Origin of the sequence: Stieleria neptunia (assembly GCF_007754155.1) — a bacterium.
Lineage (GTDB): Bacteria > Planctomycetota > Planctomycetia > Pirellulales > Pirellulaceae > Stieleria > Stieleria neptunia.
The window spans coordinates 1863759-1876639 of the sequence record NZ_CP037423.1 but is presented as its reverse complement, the minus strand read 5'-3'; the positions used below and the strand labels follow the sequence as shown (position 1 = coordinate 1876639).

Sequence of the window (12881 nt, the reverse complement as noted above, 5' to 3'; positions counted from 1 at the left end):
GTGAGGGGCAACGCATCTGGACCGTAATGGTATCGAGTGATACTTCACAGGCGTCTGCTCTACGACGAGCGATGTGAGCTGCAATATCGATTCCCAGCCCCCTCATCCCCAGCCCTTCTCCCCCACAAATCGACAAGCAAGCTTGTTGGCGATTTGTGGGGGAGAAGGGTGCCATCGTCTTGCAGTAATACAATTGACGTCCTCCGGGCTTCATAGGCCGCATACATCGATTCCGCTACTGGCAGTGAATGCAGTATCAAGTTTAACACGGAGGACCGTTGCGTGGACCGTGTCGGCCAAAGGACCTGCACAGAGTTCTCACCACCGCCGTTCCACTTCTGGTTGGTCCTCAACAACCAGGTACCGATGATTCGCCTCGATCGCGCCGACGTCTTGCACCAACCCCGACGGCCACTGCACTTGCAGACGGACATTCGGGGCCGGTTGTGTCTCGGGAAATGCGAATTGGACAACGGGTTCGTCGCTGCAAAAATAACCGTCTCCGGCGGTCACCCATTCGACCGACTGGGTGTCATCGACCGTCAACACGAGTTTCGCGCCGATGGCATCGCGTTCGCTGGTCGTCCCGATCAGTTCGACTTGAATCCACTCGCCGTCGGCACGTGTTTCGTCATGCAGCAGCGCGAGCGGCTGGTCGAGATGTCCGACCAGGAAATCGGTCGCGCCGTCGCGATCGTAGTCCAGCATGGCGATCGTCCGGCCCAGGTACGTCTGGTCCCAGTAACCGGATTCGTCTTCGACGTCGGCGAGAGTCAAACCGCGGCCATCGGACATTAGCACTTGCGGTGCCATCTGGTACGGTTCCCCCTGGTCTCGGACGTCAAAGATGTGTCCGTTGGTGACGATGAAATCCAGGAAGCCGTTTCGATCAAAGTCGACGGCCTTGGTCCCGAATCCCACGTAGGGATTGGTGGCCGCGGCGAGTCCGTAGCGAACGCTATAGTCGGTGAAATCTCCCGATTCGTTTTGCAGATACAGGTTGGCCGGTTCGAGCGAGTAGTTGGCGATCTGCAGATCGAGTCTGCCGTCACGATTGAAGTCACCCGTCGCGATCCCCATGCAACCGTTGGCCGCACCGCTGAATCCGTTGGCCAGCCCGTTGGTGTCGGCCACGTTGACGAACGAGTTCTCGCCATTTTGAACCAACAAATGATTCGGCCGCACGTCGATACCGACAAACACCTCGTTGTTTCCATCGGATTGAAAATCGGTCACGACGAGCCCCAGCGAGGTGCCAGGACTGGCGATCGAGCGGGTGATCTCATGGAGACGAAATTCACCGTTGCCCAAGTTTTCGAACCAGCGATCGGCGTCGGGATAGTGCGACAGCGGAGTAGGTGAAATCCATTTGCCATCCGGTCCCTTTTTGGGCAGCGCGAATCCGTCTTCCATTTCGATGTAATTGGATTCGAACAGGTCCGGCAGTCGATCGCCGTTGAGATCCGCGATGGCGACCGATGCGGTGAAGCGATCGGCGAACGTCCCCAGCTGGGACGTCTGCTCCCGAAAGGTTCCATCACCATTGTTGATCAGCAAACGGTTGTGTCCCAGGCTGCCCAGGAACAGATCGGGAAAGCCGTCTTGATTGACGTCACCGGCGGCCAGCCCGGAGGAGTAGTGGAAGTCTTCCGCATGAGCGGCGGCGGTCTGATTGGTAAACGCCGAGACCTCGTGACGGTACAGTTCACTGGAACGAGTGCATTGATCGGTCGGCGGGTCACCTGATCCTTGAGCCAGGTAAATGTCGGGCCGACCATCCAGGTCGTAATCCAGCACCGCGATCCCGCCGCCGAGTGATTCATGGATGGGAATGATGGTCAGGTCGATTTCCACGTCCTTGTACCATTGAAATTTCAGTCCCAACTCGCCGGCCCGATTGACCAGACGCGGTGTGGCCGCGACCTGGCGTGGCGGAGCCGACGTCCGAGGTTGTTCCGATGGAGCACGGACCAAGAGTTGTTCGAGCTGGGACTGTAATTCGAAATCCGCCGGGGCGAGCCCCAGCAACGAAACCTCGATCGTCATGTCGGCCACCGACGGGTCTTGTAGCAGCTGGGCGCGCTGTTGGGAAACCATTTGTCGAGGCCCGATTGCGGTGGCGGGCAAGAGGGTCGACGTCCAGCCGAGCGTTTCAAAGGGGCGTCCCAGTTCCATCAGGTAACGCGCCAACTGCGTTCGTTTGTCCTTGTTTGCCGAAGCCTCGCCCACCTCCTTTGCCAAACGTTCGGTTTGTGCGATCTCCACGCCGCGATTTCGAAATTGCGCACTGTCTTCGTGCCGATCGAGTGCCGCCAAGACTTTCGCCAGACGCTGATAACAAACCCGGTCGGTCGGATCGCGGGTGATGGATTCCAGCAGCGCGGCGGCGGCGGCTTCGTGGGCGCGGCTGTCGATTAAAAAGACCCCCAGGGCGGACCAATAATCGCTGAACTGTTTGGCATCCGGCGCAAGGCGGCCATGCCATTGCTGGAACGCCTCCCATTGCTGGGTCTCGGCCAACAGCCGTCCGTAGAACGCTTGGGCGGCGGCACTTTCAAAACCGTCGCGGCTTTGGTCGGCGAGCTGCTCGAGGGCGCGGTCATGCTGTTGCAGGCTAAAGTACCATCGGGCTTTTCCCAGTCCCGGCGCGAATTGGTTTTCCGGTAGTTGTCCTTTGCCCAGCAGGACCTTCATCAGATCGGGTGTCGGAAAAGCCAGGCGGCGGCCGATCAACGAGAATAATTCAGGTTCACTGGCCAAGCCCAGGCGGCACAGCGTCAGGGCTTGATCGCAAGCTTCCTGGCGGCGTCCGACGAAGTTCAACAGCCGCCAGGCTTCGTGGCGCCAGCGCGGTTGGTCCTGCTTGGTCTGGAGCGCTTGCAGCAGCGTGTCGGCGGCTTCGGATGGGCGTCCCAACTTGGCCAGAACCTGATAACGCAGGTCGATGACGGCGGGCCAGACGGACGAGCCGGCGTCGACCGAACGAGCGATCTCGACGGCGGTTTCCAGGTTGCCCCGTGCCGCCTCGACCTGGGCGGTGAGTGCCTTGGCATCGTCGTTGTCGCCGTGACGAATCATCACCGCATACAGCGCTTGGGCGGCAGCGTCGTGGTCACCGCTTTCGGCCAACGCACGCGCGTCCTGTAATGCAGATTGCAGGTCTGCGGCACTGTCCGCAGCGGCGGATGCCTGATCCACGTCGCGGTTGGCGTCTGGATTGGAATCGCGCCGGCAACCCACCAGCAGCAAGGTCACCGCGAGGGTGAAGATCGAAGCAATAATCCGCTTGCACACGATTGGAAAATGAGTTGGGGGTGCCGTTTGCGGCCAAACGACCAATGGGCGACGGAGTTTCAACGTGGCGTAAGCTTCCAGCTTGCGTTCTCCTTGACGCAAGCTGGAAGCTTACGCCACTTTTTATCGTAGGTGACAAACCCAAACAAAAAAACCTCGCCCGCGGACTACACGGACGAGGTGTCTTGTTCAGCAGAATCGTTCTACGACACTACTGGTTCAACTGTTCTTCGATGGTTTCCTTGGAAGCCCGGCTTCCGAGAGATCCCCACAGACCATAGACGCTTTTCTTACCGGTCTTGTAAAGCGCACCGGGGGCTTGGGGCGAGTCCCAAGCACCGTTGGTCGGCGAGCGTTGGTCACCGGATTCGACCGAATCGGTCATGAAGATCACCGCACCGTCACCCATCAGGATGTGGGCACCGCCTTGGTGGCGGCTACTCGGCGGAGCGGAACCGACGTTGTCGTGCCAGCCGTTGAAGCAGACTTCCGAGTTCGGCGGTCGAATGGTGTTGACCATTGTCATCCCCATCGAGGCCCATGCCCAGTTCATGCCACGACCGTTGGTGTTTTCGGCGATATTCGGCGGTGTCGTGCACAGCGTCGCATCGTCACACCAAAACATCGGCTCGTCGGGTTGCAGCTGGTTGCCGTCGATGCAGAACGAGGGGTTCTTCTCAACGTTCCAGCCACCGTTGTTGATCGACAGTGCACCACGTTTGTCGCCGTCACCCAAGTCGGTCACGATTTCGGCCATCGCGATGGTGTTGGACAATCCGTCCAAAACGTCACGGAACTTGGTCGCCTTCTTGCGCGAGAAGTAACCGCGATCGACGGCACTAAACCAGATCGGGCGCCAATCATCTGGCGGCGGAGCCAAGTTGCCTTCTTTGGGGCCGTTGTCCCAAACCTGGCTGAACGAGTCACCGACGCAAGCGGCGTAGTTGGTCCGTCCGCGTCCGGGGCGACCGGTACCGGGGTCGCTGGGGCAGCGAAGCATGGGGATCTCTGTCGCCCAAGGGATGAATCGGTCGGTTTGGTCACCGCGGTCATGCCGTGGGTTGGGACCCATCGGAGTCCACAGACCGGTCGGCGTGTTCGGGGTCGAACCGTCCGTGGTCGCAGATCCACCGTTGGTGATCTGGTCCCAGATCGGTTGCTGCTCCATGAACGGAGTCAGACCGACCATCGCACTCAATTCTTCGTTGTTGGTGGTCACCGAGCCTTCCCACCAGGAGCCGACTCGTGCTCCACTTGAATTGTGCCCAAGCCCGGTTCCGCCGTTGTTGACGGGGTTTTGCTTGTAAGCGGAGTGGTAGTTCTGCAGTGCCAAGCCGATTTGCTTGAAATTGTTACTGCAGCTCATACGACGTGCGGCTTCGCGAGCCGCTTGGACTGCCGGAAGCAGCAAGCCCACGAGAATACCAATAATGGCAATGACGACCAGCAATTCCACAAGCGTGAAACCACTCGTCAACGATTTCCGATGAACCATCTACGGTCTCCAAGAGATGAGAGAATAGGGATGAAACGGATAACACTAAGAACGCTTAAGGAGCATTAGCTTACCCAAGTTTCGGAAGGGAATACGAAAGAAACGGAATGCAATTCGCCGTAATTCGCTAAAAAACAGCGAGGGCGGTGACATCACACTAGCTCTTTCGGGGTGCGAGAATGTTGCATGCAGTTCAAGTTCTCTGGCAAAACCAAAGCGTTTCGTGGCAATGCAGCAGGCCGGCGGAGCAGGTCGTTTGCGACCGATCCAAGCTTGCGAATCATCGTGCGTCAAATTCTCCTCAAGCACATGGCGGGCCCTGAAGCTTTTGCCAGGGGCGGGGAGAATGGCGTCCAATCATCCCGTCGCATTCGGACGACTACTTGCTTCGTGGAGCGGTTGCCCTGGACGATCCGCCACTACGCATTTGTTCTTCGTATTGACGTTGCTGCTCGGCAGCCAGTGCGCCGTCGTCTTCAGCCACCGGTTCAATCACGGTCGGGGAGCCGGATCCGCAACCCGCGAACGTGGGAACGCACAAACCGATCAACGCAACAAGGACAAATAACTTCTTCATTTTGATTCCCTCAGGAAAACGGACGGCCGATGAATGGCTAGTAAAAAAAACGGCAACGCGCAATGACGAACAAAATGCGTCGCCGTGAGCACGGCACAGTGTAACCGTGCACAAAGGTTCGCTGCTCAGTCTAAGACGCCATTATCGCCCCGTAAAGGGATTTTGACCCACAAAACCACGCCCAAAAGAGGGGCTTCCCCTGGGCCCCTGGCCATTGCGCAGATCTGGCTCGGCGGAAAAGACTGCTCCTTCGCCGCACCATTGGTGGTCCGTCAACTTTTGAACTTACGGTGCGTGCCCCGAATGGCACGCTGATCTCGGAACACCGACTCAATCGACAGGCCACTAGAACCCGGCGTGGGCGGCGCCATGAAGCTCGGCCAGTTCCGCTTCGCTCAGTCCCCTGATCCTGCCGGGATCAAACAAATGGTCGCGGGTCAGGTGCGTTCGAAAGGACATGCCGCTGACGAGCGCTTCTTGGATCTCGACCTTCGCGAGCCAGATTCGGATTTCCCGGGTCGTCAAACTACGCAGCCACTCACTCGGCGGTCGGCCGTGCCGACCGCGCCGCTCGTCGCTGGAGCGCCCGGCGTCTCTTTGTGAGCGGTCGCCGAATTCCACCGGCATCGTCTCCGGGTCTCGGATTTCAAAGACCAGATCGGCCAGCGACGGCAAGGTCGTGAACCGTCGGTCTTGCCAGGAATCGATCGGAACCAAGGGGCGTTTCAAACGTTTGCGATCGGCCGGGATCAAGACCACGTCGGGCACCAGGTTTTCGTCCAGGTACCCGGTTTGCCCGTCGTAGGGTTGCCCCGTTTCGCGATCAATGGGGAGGGTCACGCCGGTGGTTTTCCAGACTCCACGGACGAGGTTTTCGCGTTCATACCAACGCCAGGATGCGTTCCGCGCGATCGACCAGTGTTCGGCGAGCGGCTTGCCCCGATTGGCTTGAATCATCAATCGATCGCGGGGGTCGAGATCGGCGACCGACATCGCGGCGGAGGCCGGATCGTCGAGCGCAGCAACGCGGGTGCGTTTGCCCAGGGAAACGAGTCCGAAACCGATCCAGAACGCAAAGCGTCGCCGTGAGAGTGGCCGTGGGAGTGCGTGAGAGTTCATGAAACGGTGGTCGTCTGGTGCGCTGCCATCGTGGTACGAAAACACTGCGGTTGCGGGGAACATCGATTGACGTCCGTGCCAATCGGGACAACGTCCCGTGCCAATGGGGAGACGGCGATCGAACGGGTTTGCAAGTTTCCGTCGGAAACCAGCCGCACGTGTTGCCGGACGTCGATTTTCGTCTTCGGCCAGTCTCGCTGGTGGGGCAGCAATCGGCACGACCGGTCCAATCGGTCTGCGTTGCGGAGGGCTCGCGCCCTGCCGCTAACAACAACACCGTGATTGGCGTCAAAGTAAGTGGCATGGGGCTTCCGCTGCTGGATTTGGACCAGACGACAGGTTGGTCGCAGCGGCGAAGTGGCGCGTGGGTTGGTTCGGCGGGCAAACAGCCCGTATGGCCTGATACAATGCAGCGTCGTCCTTCAGGTGAGCGAATCCCCAGGAGTCCATTTTGAATCGCATCCCCGTCACGGCCGTGCTGATCGTCTTGGTCGTGCTCGGCAACATGGTTTTCCGACACGCCCCATCCGACGTCGCCCCGACGGTGCAGGCGGCCGAACCGACCTATGTCGGTCGCGGGGTGTGCTTGGAATGCCACAGCGAGAACTACCAGTTGCACCGCCACCACGGCCACGCGACGACCTTTCGCAGCACCAAGGATCCCGAGGTCGCGAGCAAGTTTGTCGGCAAGTCGTACGACGCGGGCGAACCGTTTGGCACCTACACCTATCACGCCGACGACCAAGGTTTGTTCGTCCGCATCCCGGACAAGTTTGGGGAGCAACCGTTTCGTCTGGAGTACGCGCTCGGTCACAGGTCGATGACGTTGCTGTCGCTGTTGCCCGACCCGGACGAAGGGACGGTGGCGTTGGAGCATCGGGTGTCCTGGATGGCGGCGGCCAACGAGTTGGGCAAAACGCCCGGCCAGCACGACGGCACGCCGAACACGGCGGCGGAGCTTTTCGGGAATCGGCACGCAGGTCGAATCATGCACAAGTGCGTGTATTGCCATGTCACCACCGGCCAGATCGTTGACCAGCAAATTGTCGACCTGACCCCCAACGTGAATTGCGAGAAATGTCACGGGCCGGCCAGCGAACATGTTCGTCTGGCACGAGCCATGAAAACGCCCCCGCCGTTTTCCGTCGGGCGCGCCGATTGGGATGCCGAATCGGAACTGCAGCTGTGTGGCGATTGCCATCGGATGCCGCGTGACATTTCGCGGAAACAATTGCGTGAGTACCCGGATTTGTTGGCACGTTTTCAACCCGTCGGTCTGCTTCGCAGTGAGTGTTTCGTGCAATCAGGCGGACGGCTCAAGTGCACCACGTGCCACAACCCCCATCAAACCATCTTCGAAACGACTCCGCTGGAACACGAACAGAATTGCCTGGCCTGTCATGCTGAGATGTCAGAGACGAATCCGTCCGCCGCGGCGCATGTCGTCTGCCCGGTTTCACCGACCACGGGATGCATCGAGTGTCACATGCCGGCGCTGAAGTTGGACGGATTGGGCGGCGGCTTTCACGACCATTGGATCCGCGTTCGCGACGACAAATGAAATCAACATCAAACCTTGCCGCCGTTCTGCTGTGCGTCACCGTGTTGCTGGTCGTGGGCTGCCGCAAGGATTCGGCAAAAATGGAAAGCGACCCGACGAGCCCCCAATCGGCATCGGATGCAGCGAGCGTGGCAGACGTTCCGGCATCGACACGCTCGACCGACCGGGCACCCGATGCTGATCGCTCGCCCCCGGATCCACCCGCTGATGCGGCACCTGAATCGTCGGCTGAACCGGCACCGCCGGCGGTTGCCGTGGACGAACCGCAATTGGATCCCGCGGAATTGCACCAGGCGGCTTTGGCGGCGCTCGAATCGGGTGACTCCGATCGCGCGTTTACGTTTGCCCGCCAGGCGAGGTCGGCGGCAGCGGACGATCCGCAATCCGCGTTCTTGATGGCGCGGGTGTTGGCCGAACGCAATCGTTTTCCCGAAGCGGTCAAGATGCTCGATGACTTGTTGGTCGAGCTGCCCGATGCCCGATTGCCGATCTACGGTCAGACCGCGGATTGGCTGGTGCTGCAAGGCCGCTATGACGAGGCGGAAAAACGCTACCGTGCGATTTTAAAGGAAGTCCCCGACGCCAGCATGGCACAGCGGACGCTCGCGCAACTGTTGTTGCGCCGTGGGCGTCGCCTGGAAGCGGCCACGTACCTTCGCCAGTTGTGTCAAAGCGGTGTCGTCGAACCCTCTAACCTCAGGTCGCTGTTGCGGCTGGCCTATCCGTTTGCCGCTGACGCCCAGTCCGACGATCTGGAACCGATCGGACCGCTGGGCCAAGCGAGATTTGAAATCAGCCAAGGCGGATGGGAAGACGCGTTGCAGACGCTCAAGCGGGCCGACGCGAACGATCCAGATCTCGATGCGCTCGTCGGACGGATTCAGGCTCAGTTGCACGTCCAAGGACAGGACAACGAAGCGCTCACCCGATGGGCGCAATCGGCATTGCCGACGCCGAGTGACACGTCGGATTACTGGTTCGCGATTGCCACCCATCATGCGGACCAGGGTGAGCATCAAGAAGCGGTCCGGTGCCTTTGCAAAGCCATCTCGCACGACCCGACCGACGAGGCATCCTATCGGATGATGGTTCGATCATTCAGCGCATTGGGCCTGGAGGACCGAGCCGCCGAAGCGTCCCGCCGCGCCGAGCTGATCGCCAAGACGCACCAAATCGGCGAACAAATGGCGTCCGATCCAGACATCGACGTCGACGCGGTCTCCCGCTTGGCCGAATTGCTGGATCAATTGAAGCGTCCGCTGGAGGCGTTGGCGTGGCGCACGGTACGGGTCGCAATGGAACGTTCGCGCGGTACGCTGTCCGCCCAGGACGCATCGCAGGCGATCGCGAAAATCAATCGCGACCGTTTGCAGCGTCTGCAATCCGATCTGACGGATCCGACCGAAGCCTTCAATTCTTTTCTTTGCAGAGAACACGATGGGACAAACGCCGAACGATAAGATCGAACGATGGATGGCCGCAGCCGGTCAAACCGGAAAGAGTCAGTCGGTCCGTGAACGCGTGGTCGCCGCGGGCGAGTTTTTGGAAAAGACGGGGCGGATGGATGAGTCGAGCGCCTGTGAATGCCTGTCCGGCATCGACTTTTCGCTGCCCGTTCAAGTCGTGCCGCTGCCGGACAAACTGTACGTGCAATATGTCAAGAAACACCGCGGTGTTTGGTTTACCGACACCGGCCTGACCCCCGATTTGGTCGGCTTGGCACAGGGCAATCGGCGGCGCAAGTTGTTCCGCCCGGCGGGCGTTGTGCATGCACTGCGGTCCACCGCGCGGTCGATCCGTGACGACTGGACGATTCGCGCCGACCCGGGGCTTCCGCTGGCGGAGCGACGCAAACTGGCGACGCTGACCCGCGGCGGCGGCGTCCAGTACGTCGTCCCGGAGAAATTTCGGATGATGCCGCACGTTTAATAAAAGACTTCATCAACTCTTCAACCGAGGGTGCCGCGACCGTTGGTGTTTAGCCTTGAGGGACCGTCCAGCTCAAAGCGATCGCTTTTCTGATGTACGATGGCCCTTCCGGGCCGTCGCCCGTGGGGGCTCTGCGCGACGACCACCTCTCACCCATTCGTCCAGATCATTCAGATTCGTCGCGTTTCGCATCGTTCCAAAGCTGGACGGTCCCTTCAGGCGATCCCCGTTCGCCGCGACGCAGCGACAGTGGGCGGCTAAAGCAACGCACGGAAAATAAGTAGAATAGGCTTCCAGGTTCGTTTCTGAGGGATTTCCCCAACCTCTCTTTCCAGCAACGGCCAGATTTTGGTACAGACCGTCGGTTGATAAACTGGGGCAGTTGCGGTTCGATTCGGCGAAAAGTTTGCGGGTGTGATCCAGAATGAAAATTTTGTACGAAGGCGCGATCTTCCAGATCCTGCGTTGGGGTGGTGTGGCGCGTTACTTCAGCGAGCTGATCCACCACTTGCCGGCCGATTGCCGGCCGACGGTCGTCGGCCCGGCCGATGACGAGCCAGAACTCTCCAACCCCCAATTGAACTACTGCGGGGTGCAAACAGAACCGTCGGTTTCCTGGCTGAGAAAACTGACCCGAGATCGGATGCAGCGTCAGATCACTTGGCAATTCGACGCGATCGACGCCGACGTGGAGCATTGGACCTATTACAGCGGATTGTGTCGCCGGGCGATTCGGCGGAGCAACCGTCCGTTGGTCGCGACGGTTTTAGACTTTGTTCACGAGGCCGTTCCGTCGCTCGATCCGACCGGCAAGCACGTGGCCTTGAAATACGATGCGATCGCTGCGGCGGACCATCTGATTTGCATCTCCCAGGCGACCCACGACGAGCTGTGTGAACGTTTTCCCGATTGTCGCGGCAAGGCAACGGTGATTCCGCTGGGGACGTCCCTGTCGGACATCGCGCCCGCGCCGCTGCCGGCTGTTTTGACGGACAAACCCTACGTGCTGTTTGTCGGTCGTCGCAACAGTTACAAGAATTTTGAAGTCGTTTGGAACGCCTGGAAACGACTCCGCGGCACGTTGCCCGAGGAAGCCCGATTAGTGGTGGTGGGACCGCCGATGAAACGCCGCGAGGCGGCGCAACTGCAGTGGGGGGATGACGGCTCGGCGATTTTGATGCCGAATGTCCCCGATGCCCTGCTGCGTACCCTCTATGAGCACGCCCGCGGGTTCTTGTTTCCGTCCCGGGCAGAAGGGTTCGGATTGCCTTCGCTGGAAGCGATGTCAGCCGGGACGCCCGTGATGGTTTCCGATCTGCCGGTGATGCGTGAAGTGGTCGACGAGTGCGGGTACTACTTTGATCCCGACGATGTCGACATGGTTGCCCAGATGATGCGTTCGGCATTGAACAATGCCTTGCCGATGCAGCAGCAGATCGTGCGGGCGGCGCGCCAGCGGGCGGCGACCTTCACTTGGCAAACCACGGCACAGCGCACCGCGACGGTCTACCGAGGGCTGGTGGAGAACGCCAAACCACGCTGCGAACGATTGTTGTGCGCGGTTTAGCGTCCGATCAGGTTCGCAAGTTCTTGGGCGGCGTTGGCGATCGAGTGTTTTTCGTCGACGCCGCGCCGACCCGTCTCGGCTAACGCGCGTCGCCGGCCCGGATCCGCTTTCAGTTCATCGATCGCGGCGCACAAGGCATCGATGCTGTCCGGCGCGACCAACACGCCGCCGCCGGTCGACCGAACCAGTTCACCGAAGGCACCGTGGTCGGGCATCACGACCGGTGTTCCGGCCGCCAACGACTCCAACACAAACAACCCTTTGGGGTCTTCGTATTCGGTGGGCACGCTCAACAGATCGATGTGTTGCAGGAAATGCACCTTGCCGGCCAGATCGGGGCTGCCGTGATAGGTGAACCGATCGGCCAGCCCCGCGTCGTGTAAACGCTTTTGGATCGAGCGCAGGTAGGGTTCGTTTCCGTTGCCCAGCCAACCGGCCGCGTGCAGCGTGATGTTCGGGTCGTCGACGGCGATCCGTTCAAAGGCTTCGACCAGACGATGCAACCCTTTCTCCGGTGCGATGCGGGCCAGGTACCCCAAACGGAATTCGCCGCTGGGAGACTCGTCGCGTCGATCGCCGGTGGCAAACGGTGCCGGATCGATCGAGAGCGGCGTGATGACCAGTTTCTCGTCGGGGATCTCAAACAGCGCCCCCATTTTTTGCGCGTAGAAATGACTGTGGACGCAGAAGTGATCCACGTGCTGGACCAGGTTGGTGCAGAGCTCGATCGCGACACTTCGGGCCGCTTGGGGAAGGTGATCAAGAAAGATGTCATCGCCCTGCAGCATCACGATCAACTTGGCGTCGGGCAACCGCTCGCGCAACTGCGGCAGCCCGCCGCCGATCAACAGATTGGTCAGCACGACGGCGTCGGGTTTCAGGTCCGCGGCGATCCAGTCGGTCAGCCGTTTGAATTCTTCGGCTTGACGGCCGTCGGATCCACGCAACATCGAAATCGACAGGGCGCCGAGTTTGGCCGGATCGACGGCGCCGGCACGCCGCGTCGCCCAACGGATCAAACGCGGGGAATCCAACAGGCCGCGCACCGGTCGGGGCAGGAACCGCAGCCAGGGCATCTGCTGCAGCAAATAGACGTGAATGCCCCCAAGAAAAACCTTCCGATCGGCAACACTTTCTTCGTCCGTCCGAATCGGTGTGTAAACCGGTTGCAGAATGCAATCGACGTCGATGGAGGCCATTGCCCGGGCAATCGCGTTGTCGTGCATGCAACTGCCACAAAACATTCCGGCAGCTCCAGCGGTCAAATACACAACTTTCATGGGGGGGCGTACGGATTGGGGGGAAACTGTGAGAAAACGCTCGTTGTGACTATAGCGGA

9 protein-coding genes are annotated in these 12881 nt (G+C 60.1%); 4 read left to right on the top strand and 5 right to left on the bottom strand.

Translation table 11 applies throughout. The features are described from left to right. Positions 1-318: 318 nt before the first annotated feature. The 4 genes from Enr13x_RS06585 to Enr13x_RS06570 form a co-directional block, all read right to left on the bottom strand. Positions 319-3294 (bottom strand): FG-GAP-like repeat-containing protein, encoded by a 2976-nt coding sequence (locus Enr13x_RS06585; protein ID WP_145385271.1) that lies wholly within the window; start codon positions 3292-3294, stop codon positions 319-321. A gap of 211 nt (positions 3295-3505) precedes the next feature. Then, positions 3506-4789, bottom strand: coding sequence for a DUF1559 domain-containing protein (locus Enr13x_RS06580; protein ID WP_145385270.1), 1284 nt, complete (start codon positions 4787-4789; stop codon positions 3506-3508). 379 nt (positions 4790-5168) lie between these two features. Continuing rightward, positions 5169-5366: a hypothetical protein gene (locus Enr13x_RS06575; protein WP_145385269.1), complete on the bottom strand. Its 198-nt coding sequence runs from the start codon at positions 5364-5366 to the stop codon at positions 5169-5171. A 345-nt stretch (positions 5367-5711) separates the two neighbouring features. Then, the gene (locus Enr13x_RS06570; protein WP_145385268.1) at positions 5712-6485 is read right to left on the bottom strand and encodes a hypothetical protein; all 774 of its coding nucleotides are present in this window, start codon (positions 6483-6485) and stop codon (positions 5712-5714) included. Positions 6486-6936: 451 nt separating this feature from the next. Here Enr13x_RS06570 and Enr13x_RS06565 point away from each other — a divergent pair, with 451 nt between their 5' ends. The 4 genes from Enr13x_RS06565 (at position 6937) to Enr13x_RS06550 (ending at position 11542) form a co-directional block, all read left to right on the top strand. Continuing rightward, positions 6937-8046 carry a multiheme c-type cytochrome gene (locus tag Enr13x_RS06565; protein WP_145385267.1) on the top strand — a complete coding sequence of 370 codons (1110 nt, stop codon included), beginning with the start codon at positions 6937-6939 and terminating at the stop codon, positions 8044-8046. Then, on the top strand, positions 8043-9506 hold the full coding sequence (locus Enr13x_RS06560) for a tetratricopeptide repeat protein (protein WP_197455841.1): 1464 nt from the start codon (positions 8043-8045) through the stop codon (positions 9504-9506). Before Enr13x_RS06565 ends, Enr13x_RS06560 begins: the two co-directional genes overlap by 4 nt. Continuing rightward, complete coding sequence (locus Enr13x_RS06555) at positions 9484-9975, top strand: hypothetical protein (RefSeq protein ID WP_145385265.1); 492 nt, start codon at positions 9484-9486, stop codon at positions 9973-9975. Before Enr13x_RS06560 ends, Enr13x_RS06555 begins: the two co-directional genes overlap by 23 nt. A 424-nt stretch (positions 9976-10399) precedes the next feature. Beyond that, positions 10400-11542 carry a glycosyltransferase family 4 protein gene (locus Enr13x_RS06550; RefSeq protein WP_145385264.1) on the top strand — a complete coding sequence of 381 codons (1143 nt, stop codon included), beginning with the start codon at positions 10400-10402 and terminating at the stop codon, positions 11540-11542. Here Enr13x_RS06550 and Enr13x_RS06545 read toward each other — a convergent pair. Further along, on the bottom strand, positions 11539-12822 hold the full coding sequence (locus Enr13x_RS06545) for a glycosyltransferase family 4 protein (protein ID WP_145385263.1): 1284 nt from the start codon (positions 12820-12822) through the stop codon (positions 11539-11541). The two genes, Enr13x_RS06550 and Enr13x_RS06545, sit on opposite strands and share 4 nt — an antisense overlap. Between the last annotated feature and the right edge of the window lie 59 nt (positions 12823-12881).